Raw genomic sequence first — 21662 nt, 5'->3', positions numbered from 1 at the left:
ATAGCATTAAAGTAATTTTGATTCTGTTGCTTCAGGAGCCCAGAGTCCGGCATTGTTTAAAAATAGGAGATTTGGGGGCATGACAAAGATATTTGATTGTATTATTGTTGGTGCAGGGCCTGCTGGGGGAACGGCTGCTTATCATTTATCAAAAAAGGGACATTCTGTTTTAGTTTTAGAAAAAGCATCTTTACCTCGTTACAAACCTTGCGGTGGTGGTGTATCTTCGGTAATTCAAGAATGGTTTGATTTTGATTTTAGTCCTGCTATATCTCTGAAAACAAATGCCGCTTATTTTACTTATAATAAATAAAATGCGATTCAAGTTGATATCAAAAGTTATCCTATTTGGATGGTCAGAAGAGATATATTTGATCATTTTTTAGTGCAACAATCACAAAAAAATGGTGCAAAAGTTCAAGATGATACGGAAGTTACCGGCATTGAATTTAAAAGCGATCGCTGGTTAATTAATACCAATCAAGAATCGTTTATAGGACATTACTTAATTGCTGCTGATGGCTCCAAAGGTAAAATGAGCAAATGGTTAGGTTTTCAGCGACAAAAAAAATTAGTAGCAGGGGCATTAGAACTAGAAATACCAGTAGAAAATCAAACAGATATTAATATTTATTTTGAGTTGGGTTTGGCTCAAAATGGCTATGTCTGGAATTTTCCCAAGGCAGATGGTTTTTCTTTGGGGGCAGGGGCATTTGGAAAAAAACGTAAAGCACAAAATTTTAAAAATATCATTCGAGATTATGGGACGATGTTTAAGCTAGATTTAGCTACTGCTACTGAATCTGGTCATCCTATATTCCTGTGGAATGGTGATCAGAAGCTACACACCCAAAATGCAGTCTTAGCTGGAGAAGCAGCTTGTGTGGTAGATCCTTTCTCCGCTGAAGGCATCCGTCCTTCGATTTTTAGTGGGATGAAAGCTGCAGAAGCTATCCATAAGGCACTAGCCAATCAGATAGATGCTTTAGAACAATATAGCGAAACTATAAGTCAAGAATGGGGCAAGGAGATGAGCTCAGCTCAAAGATTAGCCCAAGTATTTTGGCGTTTCCCGAAACTAGGTTATCAAGTAGTATTGCAACGACCTTCCGCTATTGCTACCATGACCCGACTTTTCTCTGGAGAGTTACAGTATTCTGATCTAGTAAACCGCGCTATTAGTCTCTTAGAAAGCTCCCTAACTTTTTGAGACTCCCTCGTTAAGCTCATGTGGAAGCCCTTGTTTAAAAACAGCTTCCACATTACATAATTTTTACTTATCAGTAAAAGCCCAGTATAGCATAAAAATAAATAGTTTTGTGTGACGAAGATCAATGTATAACCTGAAAATTTAAGTAACTATCATGATGGAGGAATAGTAATAAAACAATTTTATAAAATGGACTTTATGAAAACTGTAATCATTGTTGGTGCTGGACCCTGCGGACTATTAATGGCTCACTATTTGTTGCGACGTGACAGTAAATATTGTGTCGAGCTATATGAAAAACGCTCTGATCCAAGACTTAATGCTGTGTCAACTGCTCGCTCCTATGTTATTTCGCTTGGGTTTCGAGGACGAGCCGCCCTTCGTGAACTTGGTTTAGAGTCCTTGGCAATAGAACGGGGAACAATTGCTTTGGGACAAGAAATCCGTAACTCCCGTGGAGTGGTTCAATCTATTTTGCGCAAACAACCTCGACTCCTGATCGAGCGCAATGTCCTCACCAATCTTTTTTTAGAAACCTTGACCAAACGCTATGATGCTAGTTGCCTAAAGATACACTTCAAACACGAATGTATAGCTGTCGATCTAGAAGCAAAATCGGCTGTTTTTCAGTCAGCTTCAGGCTATCAACCATGCCAAGCCTATGATTTGTTGATTGGGGCTGATGGAGTACGGTCTACAGTGAGAAATATACTACAGCATAAAACCGGTCTTGAGGTCAAGCTGCGCAAAAGTCCAGTTGATATTAAAGTTTTAACGCTGCGCTGTCCTGAAAATCACCCTGAGTTGAAATTAAATAGGGATAGTGTTCATTTGTATTCTTTGGGATCGTCTGGAACTCTTCTGTGTATATCCAAATCGGATCGGACTTACAATGCTTTAGTTTCTTTTACTCGGGGTTATAATAGTTTAGCCAATATCTCATCGGGTTCAGACGTTTTAACCTTCTTCAGAAAGTATATGGGGGATTTCAGCCAGTTGATTTCACCTGAAGAAGCCGATGCTTTTGCCCAGAAGCCTTTCTTCCAAACCACAACGGTGAGGTGTAGTCGCTACCACTTTGGCAATAGTATTTTGCTAGTGGGAGATGCCATTCACGCCGTTTCACCCATGATAGCCCAGGGATGCAGTGCGGCTCTCGAAGATGGTCTAGTGTTTAACCAACTGCTAGATAAATATGATGATGACTTAACCCAAGCTGTCCCTAAATATACCCAACGCCGTCGCCCCGATATGATCGCCCTAGACCAAATGAGCGATAGCCTGTTTCCTTTAAATATTTATTTAGGATATCTAATGTTGCTGAAGCACGTTTTTGATCGCACACTCCATCGCTGGTTTCCCAAGTTTTGGACTTCCTCTTCAGTGGATATGATAGCAGAAACCACTATCCCCTACCGTCATATTTTGCACAGCCATTCCCGTTGGTTTAAGACGATCAATGCCTTAAATCAGCTAATTCTGCGGAGAGGTAAACGTTTATTCAAGCCCAAATCTATGCGAGAAAGTGCCTAACTTCTACTGTTAATCACAGGTTAAGTTATCCCGAATTCAGGTTAATTATGATACTTTTGCCACTTCAAAAGATACAAGCATAGGATAAACAATCCTACGGCTACTATCACCAGTAAAAGTAAGGGTTGCCACAACATATCAAACCCAATTCCTTTTAGTAGAACACTACGCAGGATAAAGATGTAATAGCGCAGTGGATCTAGAAGGGTCAATCCTTGAAACAAAGGAGGCATGGCTTCAATGGGGGTGTAAGCTCCAGATAACTGCACTAGAGGCAAATTAATAAAAAGCGTAGTCAGGAATGCTTGTAGCATATTCTGGTTTAGCAGACCTAAAATCAGTCCTAGTTCAGATGTCAGCACAATATAAACAATTGTGCTAGTCATAAACATTGGCCAACTACCACGAAATGGTAGGTCAAAGACAACTTGGCTAAAGCCGGTTGCAATCACCACCATGACTAGGGTGATAGCCAAAAGGGGAAGCAGTTTGCCTAGAAGCACTTCCCAAGGAAGTAGGGGAGTAAGTAAGAGTTGTTCAAAAGTGCCATAGTCTTTTTCTGCTGTCATGGTGGAGGCAGCAGCAAAAGTGCTAATTGCTGTCAAAATTACCCCCAATACCCCTGGCACAAAATACCAACTGCTCACCAGTCCGGGGTTATATAAAATGGTTGTCTGTAGATTAATCAGAGAAGAGTCAGGGGAATTGTCATTACGATAGCGATACTGACGGATGATTTGGCTCAAATAACCCTGAAGAATACCGACTCGATTAGCATCAACACCGTCAATCAGGAGTTGCACCTCAGCTAAGTTACCTTGAGAGAGTTGCCGATCAAAATCTGGGGGAATTACAAGAGCAACCTTGACTTCTCCTGCCAGTAGCGATCGCTCTAAATTCTTTTCTTGTAAAGTTTGTACAGTGGGGACAACCACATCACTAGCAGTTAGAGTAGCCACAAACTCTCGACTGGCTGAGGATTGGGCATAGTCCACTACCCCTAAGCTAACCTGTTCAACACTAGGATTAAGGGCAAAGCCGTAAACTGTCATGTAGAATAGCGGTGCCAAGACAATTGTGATAAGAAGCTGGCGATCTCGGAAGATATTGGTAATGTCCTTGATAACAACTGCCCAAACACCTATACCTGAGAAAAATCCCAGCTTCCTCTTCCCCATGGTGGATTACGGTTTCCTATCTCTGCCGAATTCGCCACCACGATAACATGAACATTCCAATTGTCAGCAGGAATAGAATAGGAATAACGTGCCCAATACGAAGCCAGCCCGCACCTACTAGAAATGCGTCTCGGGTGAGTTCAATATAGTAACGAGCTGCCACGATGTTAGCAACCAGTGACAGTGGCCAAGGAATATTCTTGACTGGATATAGAAAACCTGACAGCCAGACAGCCGCTAAGAGTCCCGTATTCATAACACTCTGCACAGCAACCAAAGCTTGTTTGGAATAAACGCCAACTAGCAGTCCATAAACCACACTGACCATCAAAAACAGCCCAGTGCCCACTAGCAGCGGCCAAGGATTTGCTACTGGCCAAAGGTCAAACAGCAACCCCCCCAACCCCATCAACAGTACCGCTTCGCCGATGGAAATCAGTACATAGGCCAAAGCCTTCCCGATCAGAAACTCCCAAGCACTAATCCCTGATGCTTTGACCTGAACCAAGGTCCCTTGTTCTTTCTCCCGTACCACAGCTATCGCTGCCACTAAAGCGGGATAGGTAAACAAAACAATAGCGTACACCCCAGGTACAATATAAAGGGATTCTCGTCGCCCCGGATTAAACCAGATACGGATATGAGCCACCACGTCAGGACGCTGATTCTGGAAACCCTGCTTTTCCAAGAAAAATTGAGTGGTAGCACGAAGGCTGTTCTGGATGACTCGAGCATTGTTAACATCTGTGCCATCGATTAAAACCTGCATGGCATTGGTTTTTCCCTTTTTCAATTGCCGTGAAAAGTCGGGAGGAATAACCACTATTGCTTGAGCGATGCCCCGATCAAGCAAATCTATACCATCGGTTGTGGTAGCTGCTACAGGCTTAAACTGATTAGTGGCAAAAACCTGCTCAATATAGGCTCGACTGAGGGGGCTATTGTCAAAATCTCTGACGGCTAATGGTACATCCTTAATTTCAAGGCGAATGGCAAAGCCAAAAATCAGCATGGTCATTAAAGGCAACAAGAAGACCAATGCTGCCCCTAGGCGATCGCGACGAAATTGCGCCAGTTCTTTGATGCACTGAGCCAAAATCCTGTCCATCGCGCTACCTTTTCTTAGGATGTTGTGCAATGTTGAGAAACGCTGCTTCTAAGGAGAAGGGGATGGGAGTGATTTGGTGAGGTTGGACTTCTACCGAACCTAGATAATTCCGTAGCTGGGACATATGTGACGGCTGATCCAGAATCATCTGGATGCGATCGCCCATAAATACCATGCGCCAAGGCTCAAACTTTTGTTCTAAGCTATACAGGGTATTTTTGGGAGAGGCAGACAAAATTTCTACTAGGGTACCGGTTTGCTGAGCTTTGATAGCCGCTGGAGACCCTTGCAGAATTAGCTCTCCCAACCGCATAAACAGCAGATTAGTGCAGTATTCCGCCTCTTCCATAGAGTGGGTAGTGACAACCATCGCTGTACCTTGGCGGGCAAACCCCTGAAGAATTTGCCAGAACTGCCGTCGCACCAGAATATCCATGCCACTGGTAGGTTCATCTAGAAACAGGATATCTGGCTCGTGTAGAATAGCAGCTCCGAAAGCCACTCGCTGTTTATTCCCCCCAGATAGATTTCTAAGTCGTTGATTAGCTGACTGGGTTAAGTCAAAAGTCTGAAGTATCCAATCGATGCGAGCATTACGTTGCTGACGAGGAACTCCATAAGCTCGACCAAAAAAAGACAAATTTTCTAGGATGGTTAAGTCTGGATACAACGTCAATTTCTGACTCATGTAGCCAATTCTTTGCTTTACTGAGGGTGAATGGGGTAACAAATGTTCAGATGTGTAGCAAATTTTTCCGCTACTGGGGCGCAGTAGACCACATAGGAGCTTCATGAGTGTCGTTTTGCCAGCACCATTGGCCCCGAGCAGTCCCAAAATTTCACCTCGACTAATAGTAAAGCTTAGCGATCGCACCGCCTGGAAAGTACCATAAACCTTGCTGACCTGATCAACCTTCACTATCCAATTAACATTAGAAGCTGAGTTATAGGGTGGTGAAGATCTCTGGGACACTGTAGAGAACAACCCTGGAAGACTTGCCTTTACCCCTGAGGATCGCTGCAAATGATTGGCCATGACATGCTCCAGGGTAGGATTGGCAGCCTGTATCCGAGCTGAGGGCAGTTGGTGAAGATGTAATATTTGTTGTATGGCCTCCTCTGCAGAGATAGCCTGTTTGCTGACAAAAACTATCATGCGATCCCCTAGGGGTTTGAGATCTACAACTGGAGTATAGTTACTAGCGATCGCATTTTGCAAAGCCTGTTCAGTTGCGGCAAAAATTGGCCCCGATGCCAACATTGGATCCTCAGGCACCACCTCAAAACAAGATAATTCCATACTGGCACGCAAATCTTCTGGAGGTCCAATTTGTTGAATGGTGCCGTTGTGGATTAAGGCAACGCGATCGCACCGTTCTGCCTCATCTAGATAATGGGTTGCCACCACAATAGTAGTTCCCTGCTGAGCAATTTTTGCTAAAAAGCTCCAAATCTCACGGCGGAAGACAGCATCAATACCAGTAGAGACCTCATCTAACAGTAGAATTTGGGGCTGGGTAATCAATGCACAGCATAGAGCCAGCTTTTGCTTCATTCCCCCTGATAAATGTCCTGCTAATCTATCAGCAAAAGGCTTAAGGGCTAACCATTGGAGATACTGCTTTCGGCGAGATTGAAAGATTTGCTCGGGTAGACGACGCATTTTAGCGTAGTAACGGAGGTTTTCCTCCACACTCAAATCGGAATACAGTGAAAACTGTTGTGTTAAGTATCCTAGGGATGACCTTACCATTGCTGGTGGTTGTCCCATGACCCGAATCATTCCCGACGTTACTTTTTGTACCCCAGCTAACGCTTTTATTGTGGATGTTTTACCAGCACCGTTGGTGCCTATCAATCCAAAAATCTCCCCAGGATACACCTCAAAGTCAATGCCATTGACAGCAGCAAATTTATCGTAATACTGTCGTAATCCTTTTACTTGAATAATGGCTTGATTTTGTTTCATTCCGGCTTTTTATTTTATTGAATCCTGTGCTATTACCACTGGCTTGCCTAGGGGAGGCATTGATGTTTTAACTGTTGAAGAAAATGATTGTAGACGTCAACAGATTCTATCAAGCAACAGCAATTGACTGGTTATGTGGCAATAAGGCGGCATCGGGAGCATGTCACCTTTGTAATTATCTACATAGATAACCCCTAACCCCCCGTGAACCTTGAGGGTAAATTTAGATAATTATTAGTTAATTATTACACAATTATAGTAAGCTATTAGCTAACTAAAACTCCTAAAACTAATTAGAGGGTATGGGAAGAAAATCGTAACCGCTGGAAGTGTTCTGATTCGGGAGAATTTTTACCAGTTGGACTGAGCCATTGCGATCGCCTGAACGCAAAAACCGAATTGAACCAGATACTCCAGGGGCTAAAAAGTCTGAGGATGAGAGGGCTTCTTGAACACCAGCACGAGTGGGATTACGTTTGAGGGCTTCTATCAAAGCTTGGGTTCCATCGTAAGCCATGGCTGTGCGCCAGTTAACCTCGGCATTCCAAAGGGCTTTGGATTTACGGACAAAGTCTGACTGAGGGTTGCTATCAATATCCCAAAAAACAGCTACCACCATTTCAACAGCATTTTCTGCACCTTTCTCTAAGGTCTTGGGAGAATACATTACATCTCCTCCCAACAGAATTAGACGTTTACCATTGACCTTAACAACCTCCAAAGCTTGATCTAGAACTGCTGAGTTAGGAGCTAAAAATAGCACCTGTGCTCCCCGCTGAATCGCTTGTTCTACAGGTATAGCAGGATTAAAATCTGGATTGGAGATGTCAACCTCATCAACAACTTGTCCTCCTCCTAGGGAAACGGCTGTGACAAATTCAGTTTTGATAGACTTGCTGTAGTCACTCTTATAATTATAGAAAACTGCTGCATTCTGCTTTTTCAACTGGGTGTTCATGTAGTTAGCTAAGGCTCTGGCTGAAAAAGCATCATTTGGCACTGAGCGAAACACATAAGGGCTAAAGTTTGACAACTTTACTGAAGTACTAACGGGAGAGATAGCTGCTAGTTTCCCGGAATTATATACTTCTCCTGCAGCTAAGGTTACACTACTAGCGGAATGACCAATTACAGCTAATATTTCCGGATTGTTGACCAATGCTGACGCAATTTTTTTAGCAGTATCGGGATTTTGATCATCACTCGTAATGACTACTTTGAGGGGTACGCCATTAATTCCCCCAGTTTTATTGATTTCATCTTGAGCTTGAGCAACGCCACGCAAAATTGCTAATGTGCCATCGGGGTCAGTAGCAATCGGTCCAGCTACAGCAATAGTATAGGATTTCTGATTACCAATGCGAGCATTATTTAGATAAATTAGAGTTTCAGGAGCGTTGGGGTATTTCCGAATTGCTGCTTCAAAGTCACTCACGGCTTTGTCATAATCCCCAGCAGCCATGGCTGCCATACCCTTTTGTTTTGCAGCTTGGAATTGCAGATTTGGAGTGCCTACCTCTTCTGTTTTAACTAGGGACTTTTCCCCAAGGCTAATTCGAGCTTGAATATTACTCTGATCAGGTGTTGAAGTTGGAGTAATTTGAGCATTCGTAGCAAGAGGTGATGGGTTGGGTGACTCCGTAGTCTTGGGAGTGTTATTAAATAAAAATAAGCAGATTAAATAGATAAGGATGCCAATAACAGTAGTGGCGACACCGATGGGAAGCAATAACCGACGAGGGTTTTGAGAGCCAACTCCGGAAGACTGAGACCCACCAAACGGTTGCGGCGATGAGGCTGGTGCTGGGGAAAGTTGAGATGGTGGTAATGAAATCTCTGTGGGTTGAGGTTGCCCAGACTGTGGTATCGATGGAATCCCTGTTGAGGGGATTGGAGAGTTCTGTTGCGGAATTTGTGTCGATTGTATTATTGTCGGCTGTTGTACTGATTTGTGTTGTGGTACTGAGACTTGTGGGTATGACTCCAGAGCCTGTATAACCTCTGTGGCAGACTGGTAACGTTCCCTAAAATGGTAGCGCACCATCTTAGATAGAATCCTCTTTAAGTCATCGCTGATCTTTGCCCAAGGTTCCCAAATCACTTCTCCAGTATTAGGGTCTTCTTGAATTTGATTAATCGTTAAGCCAGTTACTGCCTGGATAGCAATCATGCCAAGACCATAAATATCACTGTTGGCACGAGGATTACCTCTGCCTTGTTCTGTGGACATATAACCAGGGGTTCCAACGGCAATTGTGCCACTGACCTGATTGTTCGGTCCGCGAATTTGCTTGACTGTGCCGAAGTCAACTAAAACCAGCTTATTGTCCTGATGTCGTCGGATAATATTATCGGGCTTGATATCACGATGGATAACTCGATTTTGGTGGATAAAGCTGAGAGCTCTCAAGACTTCCTGAAGCATTTGACGAACTTGGCTTTCAGACCAGCTTTGACCAGGTTTGATTTCACTGCTGAGGGTGTTTCCTTCAATAAACTCTTGAACCAGGTAAAACTCTTCATCTTCCTCGAAGTAAGCTAAAAGCATTGGAATTTGGTCATGCTTCCCCAGTCTCTCTAGAGTTTCGGCTTCAGTTCGGAACAAACGTCTGGCATTTTCCAAGGATTTGGGATGGTTGCTAGGTGGCTTCAGTTGTTTGATAACGCACTGGGGATTAGTGGGTCGGCGAGTATCTTCGGCAATGTAAGTTTTTCCAAATCCACCCTGGGCTAGGGTATCAATTACTCGATAACGCCGATCAAGTAAATCATTTGGCTTGAGGTCTGTCATAAAAGTTCGGATCTCGGAACTACGGATCACAGAATTACGGACGTTTTACACTTCTGGATGGATAAGTCCTGTACTTATTTATATATCTGCGAATTCTTTAGGTGCGACCCGTGGCGAATTTAATTCGCCAAGGTCAAGCGCACCTTTGTGATTTATAAACAGTAGCAGCGATCCCCTGACGACCTGACCCCCTCAGTACTTAGTACTACTGTCGAGATTGCATGGCAGGATTGAAGTAGAGCAGAGTTACCTGATTGTGGGGCAATCAGTAACAGAGCGATATAGTTGTTCATTTAAATGATTCACTAGTTGTCTTTTCTTTACCACATTTTATAGTTTTTGTCAAAATTATTTTCGCTGATCATCATTTTTTATATAGCGCTATATTTTTGATGCTGCCAAGCCATGCAATTCTATTCAGTAGATCTAAAACTGAGGAAATAATAAAAAATCCCCCACCAGAAGGCAGGAGATTTCAATTAATTACCTACAATTTAAATACCTAAAAAGCTAGTTTCAGCAACCATTAGCCAAATGCACCAGCTGTCGAGGCAATCAAGAATGCCGCGTAGGTAAGTATATAACCAACCGTGAAGTGGGTTAAACCAACCAGACGAGCTTGAACGATGGACAGCGCAACAGGCTTATCCTTCCAGCTAACCAAGTTAGCCAGAGGAGTACGCTCGTGTGCCCAGACCAAAGTTTCGATTAGCTCTTGCCAGTAACCACGCCACGAGATCAGGAACATGAAACCAGTTGCCCAAACTAGGTGTGCCAACAGGAACATCCAAGCCCAGACCGACAGGTTGTTCGTTCCAAACGGGCTGTAACCATTGATCAACGGAGCAGAGTTAGCCCACAGGTAATCCCGGAACCAGCCCATGAGATAAGTAGAGTTCTCATTGAACTGAGCCACGTTACCTTGCCAGACGCACAGATGCTTCCAGTGCCAATAGAAGGTCAACCAGCCTAAGGTGTTGAGCATCCAGAACATGGCGAGGTAGAAGGCATCCCAAGCAGAGATGTCGCAAGTACCGCCACGACCAGGACCATCACAAGGGAAGGCGTAACCGAAGTCCTTCTTATCGGGCATTAGCTTGGAACCACGGGCATCCAGGGCACCCTTGACTAGAATCAGGGTGGTGGTGTGCAGACCTAAAGCGATCGCATGGTGTACCAAGAAATCACCAGGACCAATGGTCAGGAACAGGGAGTTAGTTCCGCTGTTCATGGCATCGAGCCAGCCAGGTAGGTAAGCTGCACCAGAGCCAGCAGCTAAGCTATCGGGATTGGACAGCAGAGTGTCAAAGCCGTATAGCAGTTTACCGTGAGCCGCTTGGATGAACTGAGCAAATACTGGCTCAACCAGGATTTGCTTCTCGGGGGTGCCGAAAGCAACCACGACGTCGTTGTGGACATAGATTCCTAAGGTGTGGAAACCTAAGAACAGAGTTACCCAGCTCAGGTGAGAAATCAGAGCTTCTTTGTGTTCCAGCATCCGGGCTAACACATTATTCTTATTAGCCTCTGGGTCATAATCCCGCACAAAGAAGATAGCACCATGAGCGAATGCTCCAACCATCAAGAAACCAGCAATGTACTGATGGTGAGTATACAGTGCTGCCATCGTGGTGTGATCCTTGGCTATGAATGCATAGGACGGCAGCGCATACATATGTTGGGCTACCAAGGAACAAACCACACCCAAACAAGCCAGAGCTAACCCTAACTGGAAGTGGAGAGAGTTGTTGATAGTGTCATATAGACCCTTGTGACCCTCACCTAACATGCCCCCAAAGGGAGTACTTGCCGGGGGATTGTGGGCACTATGAATCTCCTTGATGCTGTGACCAATACCCCAGTTGGTGCGGTACATATGACCGGCAATGATGAAGATCACTGCGATCGCCAAGTGGTGATGAGCGATATCGGTCAGCCACAAGGACTCAGTCTGGGGATGGAAGCCACCCAAGAAGGTCAGAATCGCTGTCCCTGCACCGTCAGAGGTACCAAAGATGTGTCCAGCGGTATCTGGGTTCTGGGCATAGACTCCCCAATTCCCGGTAAAGAAAGGTCCTAATCCAGCTGCATGGGGTTTGACACTCAGGAAGTTATCCCAACCAACCCGCTGTCCGCGAGATGCGGGGATAGCCACGTGAATCAAGTGACCTGCCCAAGCTAAGGAGCTAACACCAAACAAACCTGCCAAGTGGTGATTCAGCCTAGACTCTGCATTCTTGAACCAGCTCAAGCTGGGGCGGAATTTAGGCTGTAAGTGCAACCAACCTGCAAACAGTAATAGGGATGACAACAATAACAAGAACATGGCACCACCATGCAGTTGGTTATTGGTTGTCATGCCAATGGTGTAAAACCAGTGGTAAACACCGGAGTAGGCGATGTTTACGGGGCTAGAAGCACCAGCTTGGGTGAAGGCATCAATTGCCCCTGAGCCAAATTGGGGATCCCAAATCGCGTGGGCGATGGGCTTGACAGTTTCAGGATCTTTAATCCACTCTTCAAAGTTACCTTGCCAGGCGACGTGGAACAGGGTGCCAGAAGTCCACAAGAAAATGATTGCAAGATGGCCGAAGTGAGAAGCAAAAATCTTTTGATATAGATTCTCCTCGGTCATGCCATCATGGCTTTCAAAGTCATGGGCTGTGGCAATCCCGTACCAGATTCGACGTGTTGTCGGATCTTGAGCGAGGTCCTGGCTAAATTTTGGAAATTTTGTTGCCATATGCTTTAAGGAAATTCTCCTCGCTGACCTATGAGACTTATGCAATCATGCTGCTCATTGTTTTTTCTTAATTAACCCCCTGGAACCGAAGTTCCAGGTTGCTTAGGGTATCGACAGGCGAGACACAGGTTATGGTATCCCACTCAAGGTTTGGCATCGATTCCTGGTAAGCAGTTATCCCACTGACAGGATGCGTGCTAGGAAGAATGACCAGGTAACGACGATTCCTCCCAGGAGGTAGTGAGCTACCCCCACAGCCCGACCCTGAGTGATGCTCAGAGCACGAGGCTGAATCGATGGGGCTACTTTCAATTTATTATGAGCCCAAACGATGGATTCGATCAGTTCTTGCCAGTACCCACGACCACTAAATAGGAACATCAGGCTAAAGGCAAAGACGAAGTGACCAGCTAGGAACATTATGCCGTATGCCGACAGAGCTGAGCCGTAAGATGTGATTACATTTGAGGCTTGTGCCCACAAAAAGTCCCGTAACCAGCCATTGATGGTGATCGCACTTTGGGCAAAGTTGCCATTGGCAATGTGAGACACAGTCCCATCCGGGAATACTGTTCCCCAGACATCAGATTGCATCTTCCAGCTGAAGTGGAAAATAACCACAGAGATGCAGTTATACATCCAGAACAAGCCTAGGAACACATGATCCCAACCGGATACCTGGCAGGTACCGCCACGACCTGGACCATCGCAGGGGAAGCGGAAGCCTAGCTCAGATTTATCGGGGATCAGACGTGACGAACGGGCAAACAGTACCCCTTTGAGCAGAATTAGTACAGTGACATGGATGGTGAACGCATGGATATGGTGGACCATAAAGTCCGCAGTACCCAGCTCAATCGGCATCATTGCCACTTTACCCCCTACTTCTACCATGCCTCCGCCAAAGGCATAGCTAACGGTTTCCAAAGCATTGGGAGCAGTTCCTCCCGGCGCTAGGTTGTGGATGTTTTGAATCCACTGGGCAAAGATTGGCTGTAGCTGAATCGCCGTATCAGAGAACATATCCTGAGGGCGACCCAAAGCCCGCATCGTATCGTTGTGAACGTACAGACCAAAGGCATGGAAACCCAACCAGATACACACCCAGTTCAGGTGAGAGATAATTGCATCCCGGTGACGGATAGCCCTGTCTAGTAGGTTGTTCACATTCTTGGCTGGGTCATAGTCCCGCACCATGAAAATAGCACCATGGGCTGCACCTCCTACAATACAGAAGGCACCAATCCACATATGGTGGGTGAATAGGGACAGCTGAGTACCATAGTCTGTGGCAATGTACGGATACGGAGGCATCGCGTACATATGATGAGCCACAATGATGCTCAGGGAGCCTACCATAGCTAGGTTAATGGCTAGCTGGGCATGCCAAGAAGTAGTCAGGATTTCATAAAGACCTTTGTGTCCTTCGCCAGTGAACGGACCCTTATGAGCCTCTAGAATTTCCTTCATGCTATGACCAACACCGTAGGTATTACGGTACATGTGGCCAGCAATGATGAACAGGACTCCTAGAGCTAAGTGATGGTGAGCGGTATCTGACAACCACAATCCACCGGTTACTGGATTCAGACCACCATGGAAGGTGAGGAAGTCAGAGTAGACGCCCCAGTTCAGGGTGAAGAAGGGGGTTATGCCCTTAGCAAAACTGGGATAAAGATCTGCCATCAAGCCCTGATTGAATAAGAACTCATGGGGCAGTGGAATCTCACTAGGAGCCACCCCAGAATCCAAGAGCTTGTTGATGGGCAAAGACACATGGATCTGGTGACCTGCCCAACTTAGGCAGCCGCAGCCCAGTAGCACAGCTAAGTGGTGGTTCATCATCGACTCCACGCTCTGGAACCATGACAGTTTCGGAGCCTTCTTGTGGTAGTGGAACCAGCCAGCAAATAGCATCAGGGCTGCCATTACCAAACCACCAATAGCTGTTGCGTACAGTTGGGTGCTATTGGTGATACCGGAAGCACGCCACAGCTGGAAGAAACCAGAGGTGATTTGGATGCCGTGGAAGCCCCCACCAACATCCCCATTCAAAATGCCTTGACCAACAACGGGCCAAACCACTTGAGCACTGGGCTTAATACTAGTGGGATCACTCAGCCATGCCTCGTAGTTAGAAAAACGAGCACCATGGAAGTACATGCCGCTCAACCAGACAAAGACAACGGCTAGGTGACCGAAGTGTGCACTAAATATTTTGCGAGAAACGTCTTCTAAGTCACTGGTATGACTATCGAAATCATGAGCGTTAGCGTGAAGGTTCCAAATCCAAGTGGTGGTTTTGGGACCTCTCGCTAGGGTTCGATCAAAATGACCTGGCTTACCCCACTTCTCAAAGGAAGCTGGTACCGGGTCGTTATCGACCTCGAGTGGCATGAGGAATCTCCTCTCTAGACAAGGAACGACTAATACCCCTAGGGGAGTTTTATTTTTATGGATAAGAAAGCACTTTTTTAATCACTGCTTTCTAACCGAAGCAAGGACCTGTTCTGAATTTACGTCAAAACGGATACCTCCCTTAGAAGATAATAGGTCTTGCTTCAGGCGCTTTTTGAATTCAGTTAAAAATAGTTAACAATTTTTTGGATAATCGTTAACTATTCTCAATTAGCAGTATTAATAGGTATACCACTGTTTGTGTCTAAGCCGCCATCACAACAAATCAAAACTAACTATAGAAAAATTCAATGATAATTTTTTCAAAATGTTAAAAAATGTAAATAAATGCTAAATATTTTTTGAAAAAAGTGTCCCCGATCTAGACGGACGACCCTCAAGGGTTGAAGGTGTAGGGGTATGGTTGATAGAGAAGCGGAAGATTTATAGAAAAGCGGAACACTTGGAAGAGCGGTGGGACCCAGGCTAGGTAACCTTGCCAAGGAAATGCGCACCAAGAGGGGGAAAGTTAGAACAGACTTGATCATCCTGCCAATAGGCAACCCCAACGCTCATAGACCAACACCTAAAGACAAGGAGCAAGACTAGAGGTCAACCTGTAAGTTAAGATTAAAGGCTGGTGATCAAAGGAGATGGCTTGTTGGGTAGGAACAGCCAGATAATCATGGTGAAAAGACTTTTTTTCTTCCTAATCACAACGATTTTAGTTTGGGGTCTGGTGGCCTGCGGTAGCGATCGCATCAAGACATCGAAGCGGTTTGGCATCGATGCCAGCTCCCAAACCAACCAAGTTAATCAGTTATCAGAAGTAGGGCCACCCCTAGCTATTCAAGAGCTTAGTCAGAGCCTAGAGGCTTACCAGCCTCAAGTCATCATTGTCAGACCTGGTGATGACATGGTGCTTGAAGATACAACAGTATCAGTGAAATTTCAGGTTCAGGACTTGCCAATTTTCCAAGATCCCGATCTAGGTATAGGTCCTCATCTGAACGTCATCCTGGACAACCAACCTTACCAAGCCATCTATGACCTAGACCAACTTCTAATCCTAGAGGATTTATCCCCTGGCACCCATACCCTGCGGGCATTTGCCTCTCGCCCCTGGGATGAGAGCTTCAAAAATCAAGGTGCCTATGCCCAGACCACATTTCATATCTTTACTAAAACTGACGACAACAACCCAGATCCAGCGCTGCCACTCCTAACTTACAACGTTCCAAAAGGCGACTACGGAGCAGAGCCGATTCTGCTGGACTTCTATTTGACGAATACCCCCTTGAGTAATACCCCTCTCCAGCTAGTGGCTCAAGACAATCTAGATGATGATAGTGTTGATTGGCAGATTCGGGTTACTGTGAACGGTCAAAGTTTCCTACTCGACCGTTGGGAATCGATTTATCTGACAGGGTTTAAAGAGGGCAAAAACTGGGTAGAGTTAGAGTTTCTCGATGGACAGGGCAACCCAGTCAAGAATGTTTTCAACAACACAGTACAGGTGATTAACTACCAGCCTAACGGTGAAGACACCCTTTCCCACCTAGTATTGGGTCAACTCTCGGCTGAGCAAGCTGGTGGTATTGTAGACCCCAACTATCAGCCACCGGCAACCCCAATACCTGTACCAGAAGAGACACCAGCTCCGAGTCCATCATTGACTACTTCGCCTACAGTAGAGCCAACACCAATACCCTCGGTTGTTCCGATAGTTGAAGAACCTCTCACCTCTGAACCGACCTCCTTAGAACAAGAAACTACAGAAGAAGACACTACACCACCAGGGGAATTAGCACCCACTGAAACAGAGCAAATACCAGAACTAGAGGAATCTGTAACACCCAGTGAACTACCAATAACTCTGGAGGAACCAACTCCTGAGGTTGAGTCCAACCTACCTGAGGTGGAAACAACTTTGGAAGCAGAAGAGCTAGTTCCTGCCAGTGAAACCCCAGCACCAGTTGAGGAAGCAACTACTGGGGCTGAATCAGTAACCCCTCTACCTGAACCGTCAGAAAAGCCAAAATTAAACATCTGGAGTCGCTTTGGCAGTTTCTTCGGACGTTCCGCTGTGACCCCTAGCCCCTCACCTGAAGCGCTAGAGGAACTGGACATTACATCAGAGGAACCTGTGGTAGCTCCAAGGGAATCTGAGTCCACTACTGTTGTTGAGGAGATATCGGAAGAACCGGCAGTAGAGACCGGGGAGTATGAATTTACTAGTGTGGTTGAGGAGATATCGGAAGAACCGGCAGTAGTTTCAATGGAATCTAAATCCACTAGTGTGGTCGAGGAGATATCGGAAGAACCGGCAGTAGAGACCGGGGAGTCTGAGTCCACTACTGTGGTCGAAGATAGTTATGAACAACCGGCGGTAGCTCCAATGGAATCTAAATTTACTAGTGTGGTCGAGGAGATATCCGAAAAACCGGCAGTAGAGACCGGGGAGTCTGAGTCCACTACTGTGGTCGAAGATAGTTCTGAACAACCGGCGGTAACTCCAAAGGAATCTCAGTTCACTACTGTGGTTGAGGAGATATCGGAAGAACCAGCAGTAGGGAATGGGCAGTCTGAGTCCAACACCAAAGTCGAAGATAGTTCTGAACAACCGGCGGTAGCTACCAGTGAATCTGAACTGAGCTCATGATCAGAGTGACCATGTCATCCGGTGGTTTGATCCATCTGACTGCCGGGAGGTTAATCCCATGGAATGGGTTTGGCAGGAACTCAAGGGATGGTGGGAGTGGCCAAACTTGAGTGCGATCGCACAGTAAAAATAGAGTGACAACAGGCAGTAAGCCCATGGTTCCCTCAACTGTTTGAGCACCAAAGGCGATCGCGTAGCGTACGCCAATGCGCAATCCTTGACCCAGTGGGGATGGCTGGCCGATGCTAGATGTGCAGCTAGCGCTGGCTCCCCTGTTCCCTTGCTGCATCGATTTCAGTACTCAAATCGATTGTTATGACTTCCTTTATTAAGTTTTTTTGTAATAGTGCCAGCTATCAGCATAACTCCCCAAACTTTTCCCGATAACGAGCCAACAACGATTCCCTATCTGCTAATTGATTTATTACCGATTAGCTATTATTAAAGTGTATCTATAAACTCTCTCTAAGAGTAGTGTTGGTTTAAGAGTTTCCCTGGGTAATCTAGGATTAGGCGATAAGTCCAGAGTCAGCCTTCATCCTTAATCCTTCCTAAAAGTTTGTACTAATCAAAATACTGGAGTAGATAAATCAGGTGAAACCCTATTTACCAATCCAACTATTAACAACATTATTTGTAATCACAACCAGCACCCTGACTCCTGCTGTTTCTAAAGCTCAAATCGATTTACCCTGTTTCATGCGGGATGCCAATGGCAATCTGATTGACCTTGGCAAACTTTGCGGCATATCAAAGCAAAACAGTTCAGGAGTGATTACAATCCCCATCAAACGCCGAGTCTATAACACTCCTGTAATTGATGTCACTTTTAATGGTAAACGAACCTTTGAAATGGTGGTTGATACAGGAGCATCCGTCGTGACAATTACCCCAAAAATGGCAAAAGCTTTGGCATTGAAGCCAGAAGGAACTGCCACGATGGATACAGCTAATGGTACAGTTGATGTACCCCTGGGTCGCTTGGCCTCCGCTGCCGCAGGAGGTATTGTGGCTAACAACCTACTGGTTGCTGTTAGTCCATCCCTGTCAATTGGACTGCTAGGACACAATTTCTATCAAGATTATGATCTCACGATTAAGCAAGATGTCATTGAGTTGCACCTTCGTTAATGCGTAAGGTTAAACACACGCTCTTTACAGAGGTTTCGGGCACTCGCCAACAAGAAAGCGATCGCTTAATCAAATCAATCATTTGGGCTTCGGTCAGGGTAGAGGCTGCTTCATCCCACATCACCCTGATCACGCGACCTCTACGAACTAGGAACTCGAAGACAATTTCACCAGCTACCCCTAGGGGTAGGTTCAATCGTTGCAGATGTTGGGTTAAACAGGTTGTCCCTATTTCATCTAATCCCTTAACTCTGACCAACTGTAACCTGTGATGGCTGATTGCCGCTGAGCTTAATATCTCTGACTTCACCTTTTTAATCAATCTAGGACAGACCAAGGTCAATTCAAAATTATCTGGTGATTGATTGGCTAAATAGTCCTCAGTAATAATTTTTGATGCCTGATGGGTATCATAGGGATTATCATTATCAGTGAGGCTATCCTGAACTGTCTTAGAAAGAATATAATCCTGAGGGCTCATTTCTGATGCCTGATGGGTATCATAGCGATTATCATTATTACAGGTTAGCTTAGATTCTTGGTACCTGTTTTGCCTATACTCTGACTGTTGAATCCAAGCTTTGCTTTTAACCCCCAATTTCCTATATTCACTTATTGGTAACACAGATCTTGGGATAGGAGAAGACCAGGCGGTGCCAGAAGATAAGGGAGAGAGGGAAAACAGTAACGATCGGTTGATCTTAGAGTTCTTCGGTTTCCCCTTTTTCCCCTGCTCATCAGGCAAGAATTTGGAATTGATGTCAATTGCTGCTTGTCTCCTGCTCTCCTTATCCCCTGCTCTCAACCCTGAACGCCACTTCTGTAGCCTGAGTCTATCCTGAATTGCACTAGCAAAAGTACTTTTGATCATGCCTTCCCAGTTAACTCCTTCTGGGATTGTTACTGGTACTTGCATCGATATGAGGTGGCTTTCACCTGCAACCGGTACCTGATCACTGACAGCCACAAAAGCGGTGTACTGGCACAATAGTTGATAACTCAACGCTGTTTCCGTCACTGCCTCTACCCCAGCTTTAGTTTCACAGCTCAACATTTGCTGCATCAGGTGTTTAATCCTTGCTCTACCCCACAGCTGGGCAATAGCTGGATTGTTGGCTTGATCAAAATTGAGGTTAAATCTTTTCTGGTAGTAACTACCATCCCCCCTAGTACCCGTAATCCTGAGAGTGCCAGTAGGGGTTGTTCGGGTAGCGTGGCCTTTTGGCCAAGGTTGGTTTGGGGTTAAGGTTGAATGTTGTTTGGTTGAAAGTTCTTCAGCTGTAACCTTCGAGTCCGGTAGGTTATTCTCCAAACTTTTAACCTTCAACTTGCTAACCTGCAACTGTTCTGCCTGGAACTCTTGAATGGGAGAAATACGTCCACAGATAACCAAAGGCTGCTGGGTAAATAGATCCGGAGTGGGATTGGGATAAATTATCGCTTCCCCTAGGCCTTCCCAGGTAACGTGAATATTGGTTAGCACTGGGTTATTAATTTGACGGAAAAACTGTTCCGCTACTGCTTCAGTTGGTTCATCCTGACGCACGATTCTAGCTATTCCCCGTCCAATTTCAGCTAAGCGATTCAGCAGAAACCGGTTCGGAGAACTGCCGACACCAAAGCTATAGATGCGATTTCCAGGTTTAAGCTGTTGCTGTACTTCTGCTAGTACCTGATTCTCATTGCTAATGTAGCCATCACTTAGCAGTACAATACTCCGTAGTCGTCCCTCCGGTGCAGCCGGTAAATTCAGCAAGTGACGAATACCTTTGAGTAAATAAGTACCACCGTTGGCTTTTAATTGATTGATGTAGTTAATCGCCTTTCTACAGTTTTGGGGGCTATTCGATAAGGGTTTGGTGGATAGCTGGGTAGCCCTATCTGAAACATCAATAATGGTAAAGGTATCCTTCGGATTGAGTCCATTAATAAACCGACGCATCAATTCCTGAGACTTTAGCAGAGGATCCCCCATTTGAGAACCAGAGGTATCGATCACGAACACCACATCCTTTGGCACAATCTCATCGGTGCTATAGTCCAACGCAGGGATAAGATACACAGCAAAATGATTGCCTCGTTGATCTGAGTGGGTAAGTAGTGTTGTCTGAGTTTGCTCCTTGGCAATCCCATAGCGTAGAATCAGGTCTTTGTTGGGAATCGTGTCTTCCTGACTCAGTTTGACCCGCAGGATTGCCCCCTGTTGTTCAATGTTGAGTTGTTCAATGTTAATCTGATGGGAGGTAGAATAAATCTCTGTAATTGCTACTCCAGCGTCAATCTCAACGGTTACCCCAATGTCATGACCTGAGCGAATGTCTGGGGGAATCAAGGGTGGAGTGATTCGGGAAGCATCGGGAACGAAGTCAGTATCCCCACTCTCATCAATGGGAGTACCAGGGATAAAACGGGGGCCAACTACCATTGGGAAGACAAATTCATAGTTACCCCCCTGGAACTGTAGCTGATCGGTATAGCGAAGGGTGACCTCAATTTGCTCCCCTGGTTTAATGTGAGCTAGAGATTGAGTAAAAATATTATCCCGTTCTTGCTCTAAGAGTCCCGCACTCCGCCCCTGACTGCAAGCTTGCTCGTAGATAGTTTGAGCGTCTTCCCGTTTTTTGATATTGCCCTCAATTATGCGATCGCTTAATTTAATCTCCATCTGATCCACTGCTGCTTCATCCGGTAGTGGAAAGATATAGACCGCTTCTAAGGGTTGGCTGAAAGGATTCTCAAAGGTCTGTGTCACCTCTACCCGTGACAGGTGACCGGTAATTTTGGCGTAAACGTCTGTATGTTTCAGAGGAAATACCGAATGTTGCTCCTCTTCGTTAACGTATAGTCCCCCTAGCAACTGCTTGGAGCATAATAGTGCATGAGTGGGCATGGGCATTTACCTTAAGATTGAGCAAATGGGTGAGTTTCGCCACTGTCCCT

The 21662-nt window shown here is 45.5% G+C and carries 11 protein-coding genes and 1 pseudogene; 4 read left to right on the top strand and 8 right to left on the bottom strand.

Annotated features, from left to right (window positions below):
- Positions 1-88 precede the first annotated feature (88 nt).
- Positions 89-1210 (top strand): annotated as a pseudogene (locus LYNGBM3L_RS08005) (geranylgeranyl reductase family protein).
- 198 nt (positions 1211-1408) lie between these two features.
- On the top strand, positions 1409-2743 hold the full coding sequence (locus LYNGBM3L_RS08000; protein ID WP_044492414.1) for an FAD-dependent oxidoreductase: 1335 nt from the start codon (positions 1409-1411) through the stop codon (positions 2741-2743).
- A 41-nt stretch (positions 2744-2784) separates the two neighbouring features.
- Here LYNGBM3L_RS08000 and LYNGBM3L_RS07995 read toward each other — a convergent pair whose 3' ends face one another.
- The 6 genes from LYNGBM3L_RS07995 to psaA all read right to left on the bottom strand — a co-directional run bounded on the left by LYNGBM3L_RS07995 (position 2785) and on the right by psaA (position 14929).
- Positions 2785-3921 carry an ABC transporter permease gene (locus LYNGBM3L_RS07995; protein WP_008181194.1) on the bottom strand — a complete coding sequence of 379 codons (1137 nt, stop codon included), beginning with the start codon at positions 3919-3921 and terminating at the stop codon, positions 2785-2787.
- A gap of 16 nt (positions 3922-3937) precedes the next feature.
- Positions 3938-5029 (bottom strand): ABC transporter permease, encoded by a 1092-nt coding sequence (locus tag LYNGBM3L_RS07990; RefSeq protein ID WP_008181191.1) that lies wholly within the window; start codon positions 5027-5029, stop codon positions 3938-3940.
- Between the two features lie 4 nt (positions 5030-5033).
- Complete coding sequence (locus LYNGBM3L_RS07985) at positions 5034-6998, bottom strand: ATP-binding cassette domain-containing protein (RefSeq protein WP_008181188.1); 1965 nt, start codon at positions 6996-6998, stop codon at positions 5034-5036.
- 289 nt (positions 6999-7287) lie between these two features.
- Entirely contained in the window at positions 7288-9789 is a 2502-nt protein-coding gene (locus tag LYNGBM3L_RS07980; RefSeq protein ID WP_008181186.1) for a bifunctional serine/threonine-protein kinase/ABC transporter substrate-binding protein, read from the bottom strand.
- A 526-nt stretch (positions 9790-10315) separates the two neighbouring features.
- Positions 10316-12532 (bottom strand): photosystem I core protein PsaB, encoded by a 2217-nt coding sequence (gene psaB / locus LYNGBM3L_RS07975; RefSeq protein WP_008181184.1) that lies wholly within the window; start codon positions 12530-12532, stop codon positions 10316-10318.
- Between the two features lie 174 nt (positions 12533-12706).
- A complete protein-coding gene (gene psaA / locus LYNGBM3L_RS07970; RefSeq protein ID WP_008181182.1) occupies positions 12707-14929 on the bottom strand; it encodes a photosystem I core protein PsaA in 2223 nt (740 codons plus the stop codon).
- Between the two features lie 685 nt (positions 14930-15614).
- Here psaA and LYNGBM3L_RS07965 point away from each other — a divergent pair.
- Positions 15615-17591, top strand: a complete 1977-nt coding sequence (locus LYNGBM3L_RS07965) for a hypothetical protein (protein ID WP_052308414.1) — start codon at positions 15615-15617, stop codon at positions 17589-17591.
- Here the strand turns inward: LYNGBM3L_RS07965 and LYNGBM3L_RS07960 are convergent.
- A complete protein-coding gene (locus LYNGBM3L_RS07960) occupies positions 17563-17880 on the bottom strand; it encodes a hypothetical protein (RefSeq protein WP_008181178.1) in 318 nt (105 codons plus the stop codon). The two genes, LYNGBM3L_RS07965 and LYNGBM3L_RS07960, sit on opposite strands and share 29 nt — an antisense overlap.
- 305 nt (positions 17881-18185) lie before the next feature.
- Here LYNGBM3L_RS07960 and LYNGBM3L_RS07955 point away from each other — a divergent pair, with 305 nt between their 5' ends.
- A complete protein-coding gene (locus LYNGBM3L_RS07955; RefSeq protein ID WP_008181177.1) occupies positions 18186-18722 on the top strand; it encodes a retropepsin-like aspartic protease family protein in 537 nt (178 codons plus the stop codon).
- Here LYNGBM3L_RS07955 and LYNGBM3L_RS49345 read toward each other — a convergent pair.
- Positions 18700-21618, bottom strand: coding sequence for a VIT domain-containing protein (locus tag LYNGBM3L_RS49345; RefSeq protein ID WP_008181175.1), 2919 nt, complete (start codon positions 21616-21618; stop codon positions 18700-18702). The two genes, LYNGBM3L_RS07955 and LYNGBM3L_RS49345, sit on opposite strands and share 23 nt — an antisense overlap.
- Positions 21619-21662 lie beyond the last annotated feature (44 nt).

Source organism: Moorena producens 3L (genome assembly GCF_000211815.1).
Classification (GTDB): Bacteria; Cyanobacteriota; Cyanobacteriia; order Cyanobacteriales; family Coleofasciculaceae; genus Moorena; species Moorena producens.
Note: the sequence above shows the minus strand (reverse complement) of the source record. Positions and strands in the feature narration are given on the sequence as shown.

Coding starts and splice junctions, on each gene's coding strand:
- LYNGBM3L_RS08000 (WP_044492414.1), top strand. CDS start 1,409: ATGAAAACTGTAATCATTGTTGGTGCTGGACCCTGCGGACTATTAATG.
- LYNGBM3L_RS07995 (WP_008181194.1), bottom strand. CDS start 3,921: ATGGGGAAGAGGAAGCTGGGATTTTTCTCAGGTATAGGTGTTTGGGCA.
- LYNGBM3L_RS07990 (WP_008181191.1), bottom strand. CDS start 5,029: ATGGACAGGATTTTGGCTCAGTGCATCAAAGAACTGGCGCAATTTCGT.
- LYNGBM3L_RS07985 (WP_008181188.1), bottom strand. CDS start 6,998: ATGAAACAAAATCAAGCCATTATTCAAGTAAAAGGATTACGACAGTAT.
- LYNGBM3L_RS07980 (WP_008181186.1), bottom strand. CDS start 9,789: ATGACAGACCTCAAGCCAAATGATTTACTTGATCGGCGTTATCGAGTA.
- psaB (WP_008181184.1), bottom strand. CDS start 12,532: ATGGCAACAAAATTTCCAAAATTTAGCCAGGACCTCGCTCAAGATCCG.
- psaA (WP_008181182.1), bottom strand. CDS start 14,929: ATGCCACTCGAGGTCGATAACGACCCGGTACCAGCTTCCTTTGAGAAG.
- LYNGBM3L_RS07965 (WP_052308414.1), top strand. CDS start 15,615: ATGGTGAAAAGACTTTTTTTCTTCCTAATCACAACGATTTTAGTTTGG.
- LYNGBM3L_RS07960 (WP_008181178.1), bottom strand. CDS start 17,880: ATGCAGCAAGGGAACAGGGGAGCCAGCGCTAGCTGCACATCTAGCATC.
- LYNGBM3L_RS49345 (WP_008181175.1), bottom strand. CDS start 21,618: ATGCCCATGCCCACTCATGCACTATTATGCTCCAAGCAGTTGCTAGGG.